The sequence below is a fragment of the Bradyrhizobium sp. genome (assembly GCF_004799445.1).
Lineage (GTDB): Bacteria > Pseudomonadota > Alphaproteobacteria > Rhizobiales > Xanthobacteraceae > Bradyrhizobium.
The window spans coordinates 1-17,475 of sequence record NZ_SSNA01000030.1 but is presented as its reverse complement, the minus strand read 5'-3'; the positions used below and the strand labels follow the sequence as shown (position 1 = coordinate 17,475).

The window sequence follows — 17,475 nt, the reverse complement described above, 5'->3', positions numbered from 1 at the left end:
GAAATTTCGCGCGAAGGCGCGGTTTCGCGCTTTCGCCCGGCCACGGCGGTGATCGTTCTCAGTAGTGATCCTCGAAGCGCTTGGCGAGCTCGTCGATATTCTCCGGCGGCCAGCCCGGCACTTCCATGCCGAGGTGCAGACCCATCTGGGCCAGCACTTCCTTGATCTCGTTCAGCGACTTGCGGCCGAAGTTCGGGGTACGGAGCATTTCCGCTTCCGACTTCTGCACGAGGTCGCCGATGTAGACGATGTTGTCGTTCTTCAGGCAGTTGGCCGAACGCACCGACAATTCGAGCTCGTCGACCTTCTTGAGGAAGGCGGGATTGAAGGCGAGATCGGGAATGATCTCCTGCGCCACTTCCTTGCGGGGCTCCTCGAAATTGACGAACACGTTGAGCTGATCCTGCAGGATGCGGGCGGCATAGGCCACCGCGTCGTCCGGCGAGATCGCGCCGTTGGTCTCGATCGTCATCGTCAGCTTGTCATAGTCGAGGATCTGGCCCTCGCGGGTGTTCTCGACCTTGTAGGAGACCTTGCGCACCGGGGAGAACAGGCTGTCGACCGGGATCAGGCCGATCGGCGCGTCCTCGGGACGATTGCGCTCGGCGGCGACATAGCCCTTGCCGGACGCGACCGTGAATTCCATGCGGATCTCCGCGCCCTCGTCGAGGGTGCAGATCTGCAGGTCCGGATTGAGCACGGTGACATCGCCGACCGTCTGGATGTCGCCGGCGGTCACAACGCCCGGGCCCTGCTTCTTCACGACCATGCGCTTGGGGCCTTCGCCCTGCATCTTGATCGAGATGTCCTTGATGTTCAGCACGATGTCGGTGACGTCCTCGCGAACGCCAGCGATCGAGGAGAACTCATGCAGCACGCCGTCGATGTGCACCGACTGCACCGCGGCGCCCTGCAGCGACGACAGCAGGATGCGGCGCAACGCGTTGCCCAGCGTCTGTCCGAAGCCGCGCTCGAGCGGCTCGGCGACCAGCGTCGCGAAACGGATCGGGTCGGTGCCCGGAGTTACCTGCAGCTTGTTCGGCCGGATAAGTTCTTGCCAATTTTTCTGGATCGTCACTGTTTCACCCATGGGCCAGCTGATTTGCCAACGAAATCACTGGCGTTGGAGACCTGCGGATCAGTCCGCGGCTTGCAATTCTTCTCAAAACGTCTCGCAGGCGGCTTAAGCCGCCCGCACTCAAAGCATCAAACCCGCCGGCGCTTGCGCGGACGGCAGCCATTGTGCGGGATCGTCGTCACGTCGCGGATCGAAGTAACGGTGAAGCCCGCCGCCTGCAGCGCACGAAGCGCCGATTCGCGGCCCGAACCCGGGCCGGCAACTTCAACCTCCAGGGTGCGCATGCCGTGTTCCTGCGCCTTCTTGGAGACGTCCTCGGCCGCGACCTGCGCGGCATAGGGGGTCGACTTGCGCGAACCCTTGAAGCCCATCGTTCCCGCCGACGACCAGGCAATGGTGTTGCCCTGCGCATCGGTGATGGTGATGGTCGTGTTGTTGAACGACGAATTCACGTGCGCCACGCCGGAAGCAATGTTCTTGCGCTCACGGCGGCGTACGCGGGTGGCTTCCTTGCCCATTCCAGAACCTTTCCTAACGATCTCAAACGCCGCCGTAATGCCAGCGGCTACACCGGAAAATGTGAGCAGCGAATGGAAACTATTCGCCGCTGCCTATTCGCTATTCGTCAAATTACTTCTTCTTGCCGGCGATCGACTTGGCCGGCCCCTTGCGCGTGCGCGCGTTGGTATGGGTGCGCTGACCGCGCACCGGCAGCCCGCGGCGATGGCGCAGGCCGCGATAGCAGCCGAGATCCATCAAACGCTTGATGTTCATGCCGGTCTCGCGACGCAGATCGCCTTCGACCATATAGTCGCGGTCGATCACTTCGCGGATTTGCAGCACTTCCTGATCGCTCAGCTGATTGACCCGGCGATCATCGGGAATCTTGACCTTCTCCATGATCTCGGCGGCATTCTTCTGGCCGATGCCATGGATGTACTGGAGCGCGATCAGCACGCGCTTGTTGGTCGGGATATTCACACCGGCAATACGGGCCACGGACTTCTCTCCTATCGCCGATCCCTCGCAGGCCGGCCATTTTTTGCTATCTCGGGCGGGTGTCCACAAACGCGAACACGACGCCCTTCCCCTTGACTGTCTCGGGGCCCGGCATCGTCTGAAAACTATCCGACTGGATACCGGCTTATTAAAGGATTCAACTTGGTTTCGTCAACCGTCTCTATGCTTTAGCTCGCTTTTTCGTGACCTTTTTTACGGTTTTCCTGGTCTTCCCCGCAGGACGCCTCTTGGAACCCGGTGACGGCTTGCGAGAGGAGCTTTTTGCGCCCCTGGAGGCCGGTTTCCCGGCCTTCCCGCCCTTGCTGGCTGCCTTGACCGCCTTGGCCGCCTTTTTGGGGGCAGCGGCGCGCCGGGAAGACTTGGGCGCCTTTCGGACCGCCGGCCGGGCGGCCGTTGCCGCCGGCATGGCTTTGTCTGCCTTCTGGGAGGCTTTGGCGTCCACCGCGCCGATGGCCGCGAGGATCCGGTTAATCTCCCGCGTCACATGTTCGATGGTCATCATGCCATCGACCGTCAGCAATTTGCGGCGTTCCGAATAATAGTGGATCAGCGGCTCGGTCAGCGCGCGGTAGCTCGCCAGCCGTTTCGTCAGCACCTCCGAGGTGTCGTCGACCCGCACTTCTTCGCCGCGCGCACGCATCTCCGCGACCCTGGTTTCGACCCGCTGCAGCAGCGCGCTTTCATTGACGCGAAGCTCGATCACGGCGTCGAGCTTGATGTGCTTCTTCTTCAGCAGCTCATCCAGCGCCTCGGCCTGCGGCACGGTGCGCGGGAAGCCGTCGAGGATAAAGCCTTTGGCCGCGTCCGGCTGGTCCAGCCGATCGGAGATGATTCCGATCACGATATCGTCCGGCACCAAACCGCCGGAGGCCATGATGTCCTTGGCCTTGAGGCCGACCGGGGTCTGCGCCGCCACCGCGGCACGCAGCATCTCGCCGGTCGAAAGCTGGACGATACCGTAACGATGAATCAGCCGTTGGGCCTGGGTGCCCTTGCCCGATCCTGGCGGGCCCAGAAGAATCAGTCTCATATGCGTTCGCCCCCCGGCTCGGTGAGCGTTGAACCGCACACCAAGATTCAAAATCAACAGCGCCAATTATGTTCAGCGCCGGACGTGGATCGCGAAAGCGACGCCACGCACAGGTCGCAGCGTCAGCGGCGACGCCCCCTCAGCTTCGACTTCCTGATCAGCCCTTCATACTGGTGGGCGAGCAGATATCCCTGAACCTGCGCCACGGTATCCATGGTCACGCTGACCACAATCAACAGCGAAGTTCCGCCAAAATAGAATGGCACCGAGGCGTAGGAAATCAGAATCTCCGGGATCAGGCAGACAATCGCGAGGTAGACCGCGCCCAGCACCGTAATGCGCGACAGCACGTAATCGATATATTCGGCGGTGCGCTCGCCCGGCCGGATGCCGGGAATGAAGCCGCCATGCTTCTTGAGGTTATCGGCGGTCTCGGTCGGGTTGAACACGATCGCGGTGTAGAAGAACGCGAAGAACACGATCAGCGCCAAGTAGAGAATCAAGAACAGCGGACGGCCGTGGCTGAGCTGCGTGTTGATCCATTGAAACCATTCCGGACCCCGGCCGGCGTTGAAATTGGCGACCGTGGTCGGCAGCAACAGCAGCGAGGAAGCGAAGATCGGCGGAATCACGCCTGACGTATTCAGCTTGAGCGGCAGATGCGAGGACTGGCCCTCGAACATCTTGTTGCCGACCTGGCGCTTCGGATACTGGATCAAGAGCCGCCGCTGCGCGCGCTCCATGAACACGATGAACGCGATCACCGCGACCGCCATCACGATCACAACCAGGATCAGGCCGGTGGACAGCGCGCCCTGACGGCCGAGTTCCAGCATGTTGGCGAGCGCCGAGGGCAATTCCGCGACGATACCGGCAAGAATGATCAGCGAAATGCCGTTGCCGATGCCGCGCGAGGTGATCTGCTCGCCGAGCCACATCAGGAACATGGTGCCGCCGGTCAGCGTGATCGCGGTCGAGAGACGGAAGAACAGGCCGGGGTCGCTGACGACGTTGCCGGCACCCTCAAGTCCGACCGCGATGCCATAGGACTGGAACGCGGCGAGAATCACCGTGAGATAGCGGGTGTACTGGTTCAGCGTCTTGCGGCCGGCCTCGCCTTCCTTCTTCAGTGCTTCGAGCTGCGGCGAAACCGTGGTCAGGAGCTGAATGATGATCGAGGCCGAAATATACGGCATGATATTGAGCGCAAAGATCGCCATGCGGTGAATGCCGCCGCCGGCGAACATGTTGAACATGCCGAGAATGCCGCCGGCCTGGGATTTGAACACCTGCTCCCAGATGTTGGGATCGATGCCGGGCAGCGGGATGTAGGTGCCGAGCCGGTAAACCAGCAGCGCCCCCAGGGTAAACCAGATCCGCTTCTTCAATTCGTCGGCTTTGGCCAGCGCGCCGAAATTGAGGTTTGCCGCTAATTGTTCCGCTGCTGAGACCATATCTGGCTTTCTCCCCGCGCGCCCCTTGCGCCGTCAGGCTCCGCAACCACGGGGCCTTCGGCGGACGCCGGGCTTTTATTTGGTGCTCGGCTTCGATAAGTCCATCGCCCTGTCGTGCAGATTGCCCGCTGGAGGCGGACGATGACGCAGATGTTACGCCGCTTCGCCTTCGTCCTTCTTCGCCGGGGCCAGGATCTTCACCGTGCCGCCGGCCTTTTCGACCGCCGCGATGGCGGGTTTCGAAGCGCCGTGAACCTCGATATTCAGCTTGACCTTGAGCTCACCGCGACCAAGCAGCCGCACGCCGTCCCTGGCGCGCCGGATCACGCGGGCCTTCACCAGCGATTCGGCGTTGATGGTGGCCTTGGCGTCGAGCAGCTTGGCATCGACCGCATCCTGAATGCGGTCGAGATTGATCTCGGCGAATTCGAGCCGGAAGATGTTGTTGAAGCCGCGCTTCGGCAGGCGCCGATGCAGCGGCATCTGGCCGCCTTCGAAGCCCTTGATGCGCACGCCTGAGCGCGCGGTCTGGCCCTTGCCGCCGCGGCCGGCCTGCTTGCCCTTGCCGGAACCGATGCCGCGGCCGACGCGCATGCGCTTCTTGCGCGAGCCGGCATTGTCGGCGATATCGCTGAGCTTCATCGTTCGCTTCCTGTCTTACTTCTCGCCGACGATGCGGACGAGATGTTGAACCTTTGCGATCATGCCGCGAATTGCAGGCGTATCCTGCAGCTCGGTGGTCCGGCCGATCTTGTTGAGCTTGAGGCCGATCAGCGTCTCGCGCTGCGAGTGGTGGCGGCGGATCGCGCTGTGGGTCTGTTCGACCTTGATCGTCTTTGCGGCCTTGGCCATCGTCATAACTCCAGAGTCTTCAGTTGGGCATGGTCTTTTCGGAAAACCGGTATCCAGTTTTCCGGATCATGACCTCTTTATTCCGCAACCACCTCGGCATCGCCGCCGACCCGGCGCGACTGCAGCGTCGAAACCTTGATGTTGCGGCGCGCCGCAACCGAACGCGGCGAATCCTGATGCTTCAGCGCGTCGAAGGTGGCGCGAACCATGTTGTAGGGGTTGGAGGAGCCGATCGACTTGGCCACCACATCCTGGATCCCGAGCGTCTCGAACACCGCGCGCATCGGACCACCGGCGATGATGCCGGTACCCGCCGGCGCCGCCCGCAGGTAAACCCGTCCCGCGCCGTGCCGGCCGGCGATATCGTGATGCAGCGTGCGGCCTTCGCGCAGCGCCACCCGGGTCAGATTGCGCTTGGCCGATTCGGTCGCCTTGCGGATCGCCTCGGGAACTTCGCGCGCCTTGCCGTGGCCGAAACCGACCCGGCCCTTCTGGTCGCCGATCACGACCAGCGCCGCAAAGCCGAAGCGCTTGCCGCCCTTGACGACCTTCGCCACACGATTGATGTGGACGAGCTTGTCGACGAACTCGCTGTCGCGTTCTTCCCGGCCGCCCCTGTGGCCGCCACCGCGTTCGCGTTCACCTGCCATGGTGTTTTCCGATCCTTGAAAGACTTGCCTCGAGAGGCCAAAGAGCCCCTGAACTCGTGTCCGTTAAATCCAACTAGAAGCTCAATCCGCTTTCGCGCGCGGCGTCCGCGAGCGCCTTGACGCGCCCGTGATAGAGATAGCCGCCGCGATCGAATACCACCTCGGTGACGCCGTTTTTCACGGCACGTTCCGCCAGCAACTTGCCGACGGCTTTTGCCGCGTCGATGTCCGCCCCGGTCTTGCCGCTCTCGCGCATCGCCTTCTCCAGCGATGAGGCGGAGGCGAGCGTCTCGCCCTTGAGGTCGTCGATGACCTGGGCGTAGATGTGCTTCGACGAGCGGAACACCGACAGACGCGGGCGACCGCCGGCGGAGCGGCGCAACGACAGCCGCACGCGTTGCTTGCGCCGGGCATTCGTAATCTTGAGTCTCGACATGACCGGCTCCGTTACTTCTTCTTGCCTTCCTTGCGGAAGATGAATTCGTTGGCGTATTTCACGCCCTTGCCCTTGTAGGGCTCCGGCGGACGGTAGCTGCGGATCTCGGCGGCGACCTGGCCGACGCGCTGGCTGTCGTTGCCGGTGATGGTGATCTCGGTCGGCTTCGGCACCGTGATCGCGATCCCTTCCGGGATCGCATAGACGACGTCGTGGCTGTAGCCGAGCGCGAGCTGCAGGTTCTTGCCCTGCAGCGCGGCGCGGTAGCCGACGCCGGTGATTTCGAGCTTCTTCTCGAAACCCTTGGTCACGCCGGCGACCAGGTTGGCCACCTGCGCGCGCGCCGTGCCGTACATCGCCTGCGCGCGGTTGGTCTTGACCCTCGGCGCCACGGTGACCGCGCCGTTTTCAAACTTCACTTCGACGTCGTCATGGACGACGAACTGAAGCTGGCCCTTCGGCCCCTTCATTTTCACGGTCTGTCCCTCGACGGTCGCGGTAACGCCCGACGGAACCGTCACAGGCCGCTTGCCAATACGTGACATGGTCTAAGTCCCTTCCTCAGAACACCGTGAAGAGAATTTCGCCGCCCACATTCGCGTCGCGCGCTTCGTGGTCAGCCATGATTCCCTTCGGCGTCGATAACACCGAAATGCCGAGACCGTTGTTCACGCGCGGCAGGTTCTTCACCGAGGCATAAACCCGCCGCCCCGGCTTCGACACCCGCTCGATCTCGCGGATCACAGGCTCGCCGTCGAAATATTTCAGTTCGATCTCAAGCTCGCTGCGCCCCGAGGCATGCTCGACGCTGGCATAGCCGCGGATATAGCCTTCGGCCTTGAGCACTTCGAGCACATTGGCGCGCATCTTCGAGCCCGGGGTCGAAACCTTGGGCTTGGCGCGCATCTGTGCGTTGCGGATGCGGGTGATGAGATCGCTGATCGGATCGTGTGTTGACATGTCCGACCCCCTTACCAGCTCGACTTTACGAGCCCGGGAACCAGGCCCTTGGAGCCGAGTTCACGCAGCGCGATGCGGGAAAGCTTGTTCTTGCGATAGACCGAGCGCGGACGTCCGGTAATCTCGCAGCGATTGCGGATCCGGGTCGCCGACGAATTGCGCGGCATCTCGGCGAGCTTCAGCGTCGCCGCAAACCGCTCTTCCATCGGCTTGGTCTTGTCGGCGATGATGGCCTTCAGCTTCGCGCGCCGGGGCGCTGCGTTCTTGGTCATCCGCTTGCGCCGGTTGTTCTTCTCGATCGAACTCTTCTTTGCCATGCTTGGCTCCTGGGTTTCCGCGTTTGAGAGGCTTTTTGTCAGCGTCTCACTGCCGGAACGGGAAATTGAATGCGGTCAACAATGCCCTTGCTTCGTCGTCGGTGCCCGCGGTGGTGCACACCGTGATGTCCATGCCCCACGTCTCCCCCATCTTGTCGAAGTCGATTTCGGGGAAAATGATGTGCTCCTTGATGCCGAGCGAATAGTTGCCGCGGCCGTCGAAGCTCTTCGGATTAAGGCCGCGGAAGTCGCGCACGCGGGGCAGTGCCACGTTCACGAGGCGGTCGATGAACTCGTACATCTTGGCCTTGCGCAGCGTAACCTTGCAGCCGATCGGCTGGTTTTCACGCAGCTTGAAGGTCGCAATGGCGACGCGCGAGTAAGTCACGACCGCCTTCTGGCCGGCGATCAGCGACAGATCGGTCGCGGCCAGTTCGGCCTTCTTGCGGTCGTTGACGGCTTCGCCGACGCCCATGTTGAGCACGACCTTGTCCAGCCGCGGCACCTGCATGATATTGGCATAGCCGAACTGTTCGGTCAGTTTGCCGCGGATTTCCTTGTCGAACTGTTCGCGTAAACGCGGAACGTATGCGGTCTCAGCCATCGATCTCTGCTCCCGAGCGTTTGGCGATGCGTACTTTCTTGCCATCCGCCTGAACCTTGAAACCCACGCGGGTCGGCTTGCCGTCCTTGCCGACGATCGCGATGTTGGACAGATGGATCGGCGACTCTTTCGAGATGATGCCGCCCTCCTGGGCCTGGGTCTGTTTCTGGTGGCGCTTGACGAGGTTGACCCCGCGGACCAGCGCCTTGCTCTCGGTCGGACGTACCTCGAACACCTCGCCAGTGCGACCCTTGTCGCGGCCGGACAGCACGACGACCTTGTCACCCTTCCGGATCTTGGCAGCCATCACAGCACCTCCGGCGCGAGCGAGATGATCTTCATGTGGTTCTTGGCGCGCAGCTCGCGCGGGACGGGCCCGAAGATGCGGGTGCCGACCGGCTCCGACTGGTTGTTGATCAGAACCGCGGCGTTGCGATCGAACCGGATGACCGAACCGTCGGCGCGGCGGATGTCCTTGCGGACCCGCACCACGACCGCCTTCATGACGTCGCCCTTCTTCACCTTGCCGCGCGGAATCGCTTCCTTGATCGACACGACAATAACGTCGCCCACGGTGGCATAGCGGCGCTTGGAGCCCCCAAGCACCTTGATGCACATGACACGGCGTGCGCCTGAATTATCGGCCACGTCGAGGTTGGTCTGCATCTGAATCATTGATGCACCTCGTCCTCTTTCTGATGCGCGAAGTTGCGCCTAAAATTTCCCGAACGTCATATCCGGCCGAAGCCAGGCCGACCTCAGGCCGTTTTTTTCTGCTGTTCGCCCCGGACCACGGTCCAGCGCTTCAATTTCGAGATCGGCTTGCTCTCCTCGATCCACACCGTGTCGCCCGGCTTGAACTGGTTGTTCTCGTCGTGCGCATGATAGTTTTTCGAGCGGCGGATCGTCTTCTTGTAGATCGGATGGGTGAAGCGGCGATCGACGCGCACCACGACCGTCTTGGCCTGCTTGTCGCTGACGACCACGCCTTGAAGCGTACGTTTCGGCATTGTCAGCCCCCTACTTCTTCTTCGCGCGCTGCTGCGCGGCAATGGTCTTGATGCGGGCGATGTCGCGGCGGGCTTCCCGCAGCCGCGACGTATTTTCCAGCTGCCCGGTGGCGCGCTGGAAACGCAGATTGAAGCGCTCCTTCTTCAGATTGAGGACGGCGTCGTCCATCTGATCGGGGCTCATCGCGCGGATATCGGCGGTTTTCATCTCGGCCATGACCACTTCCCTATTCCGCAATGCGCGCTACGAAGCGCGTCTTGATCGGCAGTTTGGCGGCGGCGAGCGTCAGCGCTTCTTTCGCGGTCTGCACGGTCACGCCGTCGATTTCGAAAATCACGCGGCCGGGTTTCACCCGCGCCACCCACAATTCAGGCGTACCCTTGCCGGAGCCCATCCGCACCTCGGCGGGCTTCTTCGACACCGGCACGTCCGGGAAGATGCGGATCCAGACCCGGCCGGCGCGCTTCATGTGACGGGTCAGCGCGCGGCGGGCGGCCTCGATCTGACGCGCGGTGATGCGCTCGGGCGCCATCGCCTTCAAACCGAACTGACCGAACGACAACGTCGCGCCCGAAGTCGCGGTGCCGTGGATCCGGCCCTTATGCGCCTTCCGGAACTTCGTTTTCTTTGGTTGCATCATGGCTTTGCGCCCTCAAACCTTCTCTATTTCGCTTAGGCAGCGTCGCGGCGGGGCCGCGTATTGTCGCCTTCGGCCATCTTCTTGTCCTGGGCCATCGGATCGTGCTCGAGGATTTCGCCCTTGAAGATCCAGACCTTGACGCCGCAGGTACCAAACGTCGTGAACGCGGTCGCAACCCCATAGTCGATGTCGGCGCGCAGCGTATGCAACGGCACGCGACCTTCGCGGTACCACTCCATGCGCGCGATTTCGGCGCCGCCGAGACGACCCGAGCAGTTGATGCGGATGCCCTCGGCACCCAGGCGCATCGCCGACTGCACCGCGCGCTTCATGGCGCGGCGGAAGGCAACGCGGCGCTCGAGCTGCTGCGCGATGGATTCGGCGACCAGCGTGGCGTCGAGCTCGGGCTTGCGGATCTCGACGATGTTGATGACGACGTCGGAATCCGTGATATCGGCGACGCGCTTGCGTAGCTTGTCGATATCGGCGCCCTTCTTGCCGATCACGACACCGGGACGCGCCGAGTGGATCGTCACCCGGCACTTCTTGTGCGGACGTTCGATCACGATCCTGGCGACCGCCGCCTGCTTCAGTTCCTTGTGCAGGATCTCGCGGATCTTGACATCCTCGTGCAGCAGCTTGCCGTATTCGTTCTTGCCGGCGAACCAACGGGAATCCCACGTCCGGTTGATGCCAAGACGCAGTCCGATTGGATTGATCTTCTGACCCATCGTATTCTCCCGCGCCCTGTTTAAGCGCTCGCCTCGGCCTCGACCTGACGAACAACGATCGTCAGCTGCGAGAACGGTTTAAAGACACGGCCCGAACGGCCACGGCCGCGCGGTGCGAAACGTTTCATCACGATGCCGTTGCCGACATGCGCCTCGGCGACCACCAGATCATCGACATCGAGATCATGATTGTTCTCGGCGTTGGCGATCGCCGATTCCAGGCACTTCTTGACGTCGACCGCAATCCGCTTGCGCGAAAACTGCAGATCCGCAAGCGCCGCCGAAGCCTTCCTGCCGCGGATCAATTGCGCGACCAAGTTCAGCTTCTGCGGGCTCACCCGCAGCATCCGGGCGATCGCCTTGGCCTCGTTATCCGGGAGGCTCCGTTCGCGCTTTGGTTTGCTCATCGCTTAGTCCTCAAGCCTTCTTGGCTTTCTTGTCGCCAGAATGGCCGTGGAAGGTCCGGGTCGGCGAGAACTCGCCGAACTTGTGACCCACCATTTCCTCGTTGACCGATACCGGCACATGCTTCTGGCCGTTGTAGACGCCGAACACCAGGCCGACGAACTGCGGCAGGATGGTCGAGCGGCGGCTCCAGATCTTGATAACGTCATGACGGCCGGACGCACGCGCGACGTCTGCCTTCTTGAGCAGCGAGCCTTCGACGAACGGGCCTTTCCAGACTGAACGAACCATGTCCGGCGTTCCTTACTTCTTCCGCTTGTGGCGGCTGATGAGAATGAATCTGTTGGTCGATTTGTTCGAACGTGTCTTCTTGCCCTTGGTCGGCTTGCCCCACGGCGTCACCGGATGGCGGCCACCCGAGGTGCGGCCTTCGCCGCCGCCGTGCGGATGGTCGACCGGGTTCATGGAGACGCCGCGGTTATGGGGCTTGCGGCCGAGCCAGCGATTGCGGCCGGCCTTGCCGATCGAGATGTTCATGTGGTCCGGATTCGACACTGCGCCGATGGTGCCGGTGCAGCGGCCGTGAACCAGGCGCTGCTCGCCGGAGTTCAAACGGACGATGACGTAGTCCTGATCGCGGCCAACGAGCTGTGCATAGGTGCCGGCGGAACGTGCGAGCTGACCACCCTTGCCGATCTTCAATTCCACATTGTGAATGATGGTGCCGATCGGCATGTTGCCGAGCGGCATGACGTTGCCCGGCTTGACGTCGACATAGTTGCCAGCGACCACGGTGTCGCCGACCGCCAGACGCTGCGGCGCCAGGATATAGGCCTGGGTGCCGTCGGTATATTTCACCAGCGCGATGAAGGCGGTACGATTCGGATCGTATTCCAGCCGCTCGACGGTCGCCGGCATATCGACCTTGGTGCGCTTGAAATCGACGATACGATACGACTGCTTGTGGCCGCCGCCGCGAAAGCGCACGACCATGCGTCCGGTGTTGTTGCGGCCGCCCGAGGAGTGCTTGCCCTCGGTCAGCGCCTTGACCGGCTTGCCCTTGTAGAGCGCCGAACGATCGACCATCACCAGCTGGCGCTGGCCTGGTGTCGTGGGGTTGTATGTTTTCAATGCCATCGTCGTATCGCCTTATAACCCGGTGGTGACGTCGATGCGGTGGCCCTCTTCGAGGGTCACGATCGCGCGCTTCACGTCCGACTGCGAGCCGAACTGACCGCGGAACACCTTGGTCTTGCCCTTGCGCACCAGCGTGTTCACGCTCTTGACCTTGACGTCGAACAGCTTCTCGACGGCTTCCTTGATCTGCGGCTTGGTGGCCTTGCCCGCGACCTTGAACACGACCTTGTTGTGTTCGGAGGCCATCGTCGCCTTTTCAGTGACGACGGGAGCAACGATGATGTCGTAGTGGCGCGGGTCGATATTCTTCATTTGAAGCGCGCCTCCAACGCATCGAGCGCCGCTTTGGTCAGCACCAGCTTCTGACGACGCAGAATGTCATAGACGTTGATGCCCTGGATCGGCAGCACGTCGATGTTCGGAATGTTGCGGGCGGCGGTGGCGAACCCGTTGTGCAGCTCGGCGCCGTCAATGATCAGCGCGTTGGTCAGGCCGAGACCGGAGAAGTGTCCGATCAGCGCCTTGGTCTTGGCGGCCTCGAGCGTTGCCGATTCAATCACGATCAGGCCGCCGTCCCTGGCCTTGGCCGAGAGCGCATGACGCAGCGCCAGCGCGCGAACCTTCTTCGGCAGAGCGAACGCATGGGAGCGGACCACCGGGCCGAAAGCACGGCCGCCGCCGCGGAACTGCGGTACCCGGGCCGAGCCGTGACGTGCGCCGCCGGTGCCCTTCTGCTTGTACATCTTCTTGCCGGTGCGCCAGACATCGGCGCGCCCTTGCGTCTTGTGGGTCCCGGCCTGACGCTTCGCCAGCTGCCAGTTGACGCAGCGCTGGATGATATCCTTGCGCGGCTCCAGACCGAAAATCGCATCGGAAAGCTGAACCGAACCAGCCGCCTTGCCTTCAAGCGTTGTGACTTTCAATTCCATCTCACACGCCCTCCTGCTCGGCCGGCGCAGCCGCAGCCTGCTCGCCGCCGCCATCGGCCAGACGGAACTTGCCGGGCTTCGGCGCGTCTTTCGGCAACGCCTTCTTCACGGCATCGCGCACAGCGATCCATCCACCCTTGGAGCCGGGAACGGCGCCCTCGACCAGGATCAGGCCGCGCGCGACGTCGGTCTGCACCACGCGCAGATTGAGCGTGGTGATGCGATCGACGCCCATGTGACCGGGCATCTTCTTGTTCTTGAAGGTCTTGCCGGGATCCTGGCGTCCGCCGGTCGAACCGATCGAACGATGCGATACCGACACACCGTGGGTGGCGCGAAGGCCGCCGAAATTCCAGCGCTTCATGCCGCCGGCGAAACCCTTGCCGACCGAGGTGCCGGTGACGTCGACGAACTGACCGACCACGAAATGATCAGCCTGAATTTCGGCGCCGACCGGGATCAGCGCGTCTTCCGACACGCGGAACTCGGTGACCTTGCGCTTCGGCTCGACCTTGGCGACCGCGAACTGGCCGCGTTCGGCCTTCGGCAGATAGACGGTCTTGCGGGTGCCCGATCCGAGCTGCAGCGCCACATAACCGTTCTTCTCGGTCGTGCGGTGACCCAACACCTGGCAATTGCCCAGCTTCAGCACGGTCACAGGGATATGTTCGCCGGTCTCCGTAAAGACCCGCGTCATCCCGACCTTTTGTGCGATCACTCCGGAGCGCATCGGCGTGCTTCCTGTTCTTTCTGTCCGCTATCGTTCGGACGGGAGCTAAAGGTTAGAGCTTGATTTCGACGTCGACGCCGGCGGCCAGGTCGAGCTTCATCAGCGCGTCCACGGTCTGCGGTGTCGGGTCGACAATGTCGAGAAGGCGCTTGTGCGTGCGCATCTCGAATTGCTCGCGGCTCTTCTTGTCGACATGCGGCGAACGGTTGACGGTGAACTTCTCGATGCGGGTCGGCAGCGGAATGGGTCCGCGAACCTGAGCACCGGTCCGTTTCGCCGTGTTCACGATCTCACGCGTCGACGAATCGAGAATTCGATGGTCGAACGCCTTGAGGCGTATGCGAATATTCTGGCCGTTCATTGCCGTTGTCTTTCTTTGTCGTCGAATTTGCGAATGGCGAGTAGCGAACAGATCGGCCCGCTACTCCCTATTCGTTCGCTTACTCGATGATGCTTGCGACGACGCCGGCACCGACGGTGCGGCCGCCTTCACGGATCGCGAAGCGCAGCTTTTCTTCCATCGCGATCGGCACGATCAGGTGCACTTCCATCGCGATGTTGTCGCCCGGCATCACCATCTCAGTGCCTTCGGGCAGATGCACCACGCCGGTCACGTCGGTGGTGCGGAAGTAGAACTGCGGACGGTAGTTGGTGAAGAACGGGGTGTGACGTCCGCCCTCTTCCTTGGTGAGGATGTAAGCCTCGGCCTTGAACTTGGTATGCGGCTTCACCGAACCCGGCTTGCACAGCACCTGACCGCGCTCGACTTCCTCGCGCTTGGTGCCGCGCAGCAGCGCGCCGATGTTGTCGCCGGCCTGGCCCTGGTCGAGCAGCTTGCGGAACATTTCAACGCCGGTGACGATGGTCTTCTGCGTATCGCGCAGACCGACGATCTCGATTTCCTCGCCGACCTTGACGATGCCGCGCTCGACGCGCCCGGTGACCACGGTGCCGCGGCCCGAGATCGAGAACACGTCTTCCACCGGCATCAGGAACGGCTGGTCGATCGGACGCTCCGGCTGCGGAATGTAGCTGTCCACCGCCGCCATCAGCTCCAGGATCGCGTCGTGGCCGAGCTTCCTGTCCTTGTCTTCCAGCGCTGCCAGCGCCGAGCCCTTGATGATCGGGATCTTGTCGCCCGGAAAATCGTACTTCGACAGCAGCTCGCGGACTTCCAGCTCGACAAGTTCGAGCAGTTCCGGATCGTCGACCATGTCGCACTTGTTGAGGAACACGACCATCGCGGGAACGCCAACCTGCTTGGCAAGCAGGATGTGTTCGCGGGTCTGCGGCATCGGGCCGTCGGCCGCCGACACCACCAGGATCGCACCATCCATCTGCGCCGCACCAGTGATCATGTTCTTCACATAGTCGGCATGGCCCGGGCAATCGACGTGCGCGTAGTGCCGGTTCTTCGTCTCATATTCGACGTGCGCGGTCGAAATCGTGATGCCGCGCGCCTTCTCTTCCGGCGCCTTGTCGATCTGGTCGTACGCGGTGAACGTCGCACCGCCGGTCTCCGCCAGCACCTTGGTGATCGCCGCCGTCAGCGACGTCTTGCCGTGGTCGACGTGACCGATCGTTCCGATGTTGCAATGCGGTTTATTACGTTCAAACTTTGCTTTGGCCATGACTCTCTCCGTTCAGTCGTTAACTGCCGCTAACGACAATCAGGCAAACTTCTTCTGGACTTCCGCCGACACGTTCGCCGGTGCTTCCGCGTAGTGATCGAACTGCATCGTAAAGGTCGCGCGACCCTGGCTCATCGAGCGCAGGTTATTCACGTAACCGAACATGTTCATGAGCGGCACCATCGCATTGATGACGTTGGCGTTGCCGCGCATGTCTTGACCCTGGATCTGGCCGCGCCGCGAATTCAGATCGCCGATGACCGAGCCGGTGTAATCCTCCGGCGTCACGACCTCGACCTTCATGATCGGCTCGAGCAGGACCGACTTGCCCTTTTGCAAGGCTTCGCGGAAGGCCGCGCGCGATGCGATTTCGAAGGCCAGCGCCGAAGAGTCGACGTCGTGGTACTTGCCGTCGACGAGCTGAACCTTGACGTCGACCACCGGGAAGCCGGCGACCACGCCGGAGCCCAACACGCTGTTGAGGCCCTTTTCGACGCCGGGGATGAATTCCTTCGGCACCGCGCCGCCGACCACCTTGGATTCGAACTCGAAACCCTTGCCGGGCTCATTCGGCTCGACCACGATCGACACTTCGGCAAACTGACCGGTACCGCCGGTCTGCTTCTTGTGGGTGTACTTGACCTCAGCGCGCTTGGTGATGCGCTCACGGAACGCCACCTGCGGCGCGCCGATATTGGCATCGACCTTGTAGGTCCGGCGCAGGATGTCGACCTTGATGTCGAGATGGAGTTCGCCCATGCCCTTGAGAATGGTCTGGCCGGATTCCAGATCGGTCGAGACCCGGAACGACGGATCTTCCGCGGCAAGCTTCGCCAGCGCGACGCCGAGCTTTTCCTGGTCGGCCTTCGACTTCGGCTCGATCGCGATTTCGATCACGGGCTCCGGGAATTCCATCTTTTCCAGAATCACCGGCTTGTTCGAATCGCACAGGGTGTCACCGGTGCGGGCTTCCTTGAGGCCCGCCAGCGCCACGATGTCGCCGGCAAAGGCTTCCTTGATGTCTTCACGGTTGTTGGCATGCATCAGCAACATGCGGCCGATACGTTCCTTGCGGTCGCGGGTCGAGTTGATGACGCCGGTGCCCGACAACAGCGTGCCGGAATAAATGCGGCAGAATGTGATGGTGCCTACGAAAGGGTCGTCCATGATCTTGAACGCGAGCAGCGCCAGTGGCTCCTTGTCGTTCGGCAGCCGAACGACCTCGTTGCCGTCCTCATCGACGCCCTTGATGGCGGGCACGTCGACCGGCGACGGCAGATAGTCCACCACCGCGTCGAGCAACGGCTGCACGCCCTTGTTCTTGAAGGCCGAGCCGCACAGCACCGGAAAGAACGCGCCGGTCAGCACGGCCTTGCGGATCATGCGCTTCAGGGTCGGCTCATCGGGCTCGTTGCCGTCGAGGTAGGCGGCGAGAACCTCGTCATCGAGCTCGACCGCGGCCTCCAGCAATTTCTCGCGATATTCCTTGGCCTTGTCGGCAAGGTCGGCGGGAATATCGATGTCCTTGAAATTGGCGCCGAGCGCCTCGTCTTCCCAGACCACGCCCTTCATGCGGACGAGATCAATCAGACCCTTGAAATTGTTTTCCGAGCCGATCGGCAACTGGATCGCGATCGGCTTGGCGCCGAGGCGGTCGACGATATCGTCCAGGCACTTGTAGAAATCGGCGCCGGTCTTGTCCATCTTGTTGGCGAAGACGATGCGCGGAACCCGGTACTTGTCGCCCTGGCGCCAGACCGTTTCGGTTTGCGGCTCGACGCCCTGGTTGGAATCGAGCACGCACACCGCGCCGTCAAGCACGCGCAAGCTGCGCTCGACTTCGATGGTGAAGTCGACGTG

General features: G+C 62.2%; 28 protein-coding genes. All 28 read right to left on the bottom strand.

The features are described from left to right. Positions 1–58 precede the first annotated feature (58 nt). On the bottom strand, positions 59–1,090 hold the full coding sequence (locus E8A46_RS03235; protein WP_291557388.1) for a DNA-directed RNA polymerase subunit alpha: 1,032 nt from the start codon (positions 1,088–1,090) through the stop codon (positions 59–61). Positions 1,091–1,206: 116 nt separating this feature from the next. Next, on the bottom strand, positions 1,207–1,596 hold the full coding sequence (rpsK, locus tag E8A46_RS03230; protein ID WP_007603045.1) for a 30S ribosomal protein S11: 390 nt from the start codon (positions 1,594–1,596) through the stop codon (positions 1,207–1,209). A 112-nt stretch (positions 1,597–1,708) separates the two neighbouring features. Then, the gene (gene rpsM / locus E8A46_RS03225; RefSeq protein ID WP_291557361.1) at positions 1,709–2,077 is read right to left on the bottom strand and encodes a 30S ribosomal protein S13; all 369 of its coding nucleotides are present in this window, start codon (positions 2,075–2,077) and stop codon (positions 1,709–1,711) included. A gap of 181 nt (positions 2,078–2,258) precedes the next feature. Next, positions 2,259–3,128, bottom strand: a complete 870-nt coding sequence (locus tag E8A46_RS03220; protein WP_291557358.1) for an adenylate kinase — start codon at positions 3,126–3,128, stop codon at positions 2,259–2,261. Positions 3,129–3,250: 122 nt separating this feature from the next. After that, entirely contained in the window at positions 3,251–4,582 is a 1,332-nt protein-coding gene (gene secY / locus E8A46_RS03215) for a preprotein translocase subunit SecY (RefSeq protein ID WP_291557354.1), read from the bottom strand. 153 nt (positions 4,583–4,735) lie between these two features. Next, the gene (rplO, locus tag E8A46_RS03210; RefSeq protein ID WP_291557352.1) at positions 4,736–5,224 is read right to left on the bottom strand and encodes a 50S ribosomal protein L15; all 489 of its coding nucleotides are present in this window, start codon (positions 5,222–5,224) and stop codon (positions 4,736–4,738) included. A 15-nt stretch (positions 5,225–5,239) separates the two neighbouring features. Next, entirely contained in the window at positions 5,240–5,434 is a 195-nt protein-coding gene (rpmD, locus tag E8A46_RS03205) for a 50S ribosomal protein L30 (protein WP_291557350.1), read from the bottom strand. A gap of 77 nt (positions 5,435–5,511) precedes the next feature. Next, positions 5,512–6,084 (bottom strand): 30S ribosomal protein S5, encoded by a 573-nt coding sequence (gene rpsE, locus E8A46_RS03200; RefSeq protein ID WP_079570998.1) that lies wholly within the window; start codon positions 6,082–6,084, stop codon positions 5,512–5,514. 73 nt (positions 6,085–6,157) lie between these two features. Next, positions 6,158–6,520 (bottom strand): 50S ribosomal protein L18, encoded by a 363-nt coding sequence (gene rplR / locus E8A46_RS03195; RefSeq protein ID WP_291557346.1) that lies wholly within the window; start codon positions 6,518–6,520, stop codon positions 6,158–6,160. Positions 6,521–6,531: 11 nt separating this feature from the next. Then, a complete protein-coding gene (gene rplF / locus E8A46_RS03190; protein ID WP_291557344.1) occupies positions 6,532–7,065 on the bottom strand; it encodes a 50S ribosomal protein L6 in 534 nt (177 codons plus the stop codon). A gap of 16 nt (positions 7,066–7,081) precedes the next feature. Beyond that, on the bottom strand, positions 7,082–7,480 hold the full coding sequence (rpsH, locus tag E8A46_RS03185) for a 30S ribosomal protein S8 (RefSeq protein WP_079603848.1): 399 nt from the start codon (positions 7,478–7,480) through the stop codon (positions 7,082–7,084). A gap of 11 nt (positions 7,481–7,491) precedes the next feature. Further along, complete coding sequence (gene rpsN, locus E8A46_RS03180; RefSeq protein WP_291557338.1) at positions 7,492–7,797, bottom strand: 30S ribosomal protein S14; 306 nt, start codon at positions 7,795–7,797, stop codon at positions 7,492–7,494. A gap of 46 nt (positions 7,798–7,843) precedes the next feature. Further along, positions 7,844–8,401: a 50S ribosomal protein L5 gene (rplE, locus tag E8A46_RS03175; RefSeq protein ID WP_291557335.1), complete on the bottom strand. Its 558-nt coding sequence runs from the start codon at positions 8,399–8,401 to the stop codon at positions 7,844–7,846. Beyond that, complete coding sequence (gene rplX, locus E8A46_RS03170; RefSeq protein WP_291557333.1) at positions 8,394–8,708, bottom strand: 50S ribosomal protein L24; 315 nt, start codon at positions 8,706–8,708, stop codon at positions 8,394–8,396. The genes rplE and rplX overlap by 8 nt, the downstream gene beginning before the upstream one ends. After that, complete coding sequence (gene rplN / locus E8A46_RS03165; RefSeq protein ID WP_011473865.1) at positions 8,708–9,076, bottom strand: 50S ribosomal protein L14; 369 nt, start codon at positions 9,074–9,076, stop codon at positions 8,708–8,710. Before rplN ends, rplX begins: the two co-directional genes overlap by 1 nt. 83 nt (positions 9,077–9,159) lie before the next feature. Then, positions 9,160–9,411 (bottom strand): 30S ribosomal protein S17, encoded by a 252-nt coding sequence (rpsQ, locus tag E8A46_RS03160; protein ID WP_291557330.1) that lies wholly within the window; start codon positions 9,409–9,411, stop codon positions 9,160–9,162. Positions 9,412–9,421: 10 nt separating this feature from the next. Then, a complete protein-coding gene (rpmC, locus tag E8A46_RS03155) occupies positions 9,422–9,628 on the bottom strand; it encodes a 50S ribosomal protein L29 (protein WP_029584556.1) in 207 nt (68 codons plus the stop codon). A gap of 10 nt (positions 9,629–9,638) precedes the next feature. Beyond that, positions 9,639–10,052 carry a 50S ribosomal protein L16 gene (gene rplP, locus E8A46_RS03150; protein ID WP_291557322.1) on the bottom strand — a complete coding sequence of 138 codons (414 nt, stop codon included), beginning with the start codon at positions 10,050–10,052 and terminating at the stop codon, positions 9,639–9,641. A gap of 32 nt (positions 10,053–10,084) precedes the next feature. After that, positions 10,085–10,783, bottom strand: coding sequence for a 30S ribosomal protein S3 (rpsC, locus tag E8A46_RS03145; protein WP_291557319.1), 699 nt, complete (start codon positions 10,781–10,783; stop codon positions 10,085–10,087). Positions 10,784–10,803: 20 nt separating this feature from the next. Continuing rightward, the gene (gene rplV, locus E8A46_RS03140; protein ID WP_291557316.1) at positions 10,804–11,190 is read right to left on the bottom strand and encodes a 50S ribosomal protein L22; all 387 of its coding nucleotides are present in this window, start codon (positions 11,188–11,190) and stop codon (positions 10,804–10,806) included. A gap of 10 nt (positions 11,191–11,200) precedes the next feature. After that, positions 11,201–11,479, bottom strand: coding sequence for a 30S ribosomal protein S19 (gene rpsS, locus E8A46_RS03135; protein ID WP_213741999.1), 279 nt, complete (start codon positions 11,477–11,479; stop codon positions 11,201–11,203). Between the two features lie 12 nt (positions 11,480–11,491). Further along, a complete protein-coding gene (gene rplB, locus E8A46_RS03130) occupies positions 11,492–12,325 on the bottom strand; it encodes a 50S ribosomal protein L2 (protein WP_291557313.1) in 834 nt (277 codons plus the stop codon). Between the two features lie 12 nt (positions 12,326–12,337). Beyond that, positions 12,338–12,637, bottom strand: a complete 300-nt coding sequence (locus tag E8A46_RS03125) for a 50S ribosomal protein L23 (RefSeq protein ID WP_291557312.1) — start codon at positions 12,635–12,637, stop codon at positions 12,338–12,340. Further along, on the bottom strand, positions 12,634–13,254 hold the full coding sequence (gene rplD, locus E8A46_RS03120; protein ID WP_291557311.1) for a 50S ribosomal protein L4: 621 nt from the start codon (positions 13,252–13,254) through the stop codon (positions 12,634–12,636). The genes E8A46_RS03125 and rplD overlap by 4 nt, the downstream gene beginning before the upstream one ends. A 1-nt stretch (position 13,255) precedes the next feature. After that, on the bottom strand, positions 13,256–13,984 hold the full coding sequence (gene rplC, locus E8A46_RS03115; protein WP_291557310.1) for a 50S ribosomal protein L3: 729 nt from the start codon (positions 13,982–13,984) through the stop codon (positions 13,256–13,258). Positions 13,985–14,036: 52 nt separating this feature from the next. Continuing rightward, a complete protein-coding gene (gene rpsJ / locus E8A46_RS03110; protein WP_011473876.1) occupies positions 14,037–14,345 on the bottom strand; it encodes a 30S ribosomal protein S10 in 309 nt (102 codons plus the stop codon). 79 nt (positions 14,346–14,424) lie between these two features. Beyond that, positions 14,425–15,615 carry an elongation factor Tu gene (tuf, locus tag E8A46_RS03105; RefSeq protein ID WP_291557305.1) on the bottom strand — a complete coding sequence of 397 codons (1,191 nt, stop codon included), beginning with the start codon at positions 15,613–15,615 and terminating at the stop codon, positions 14,425–14,427. A gap of 39 nt (positions 15,616–15,654) precedes the next feature. Further along, the coding region (gene fusA / locus E8A46_RS03100) for an elongation factor G (RefSeq protein ID WP_291557302.1) at positions 15,655–17,475 on the bottom strand (1,821 nt) is incomplete at its 5' end.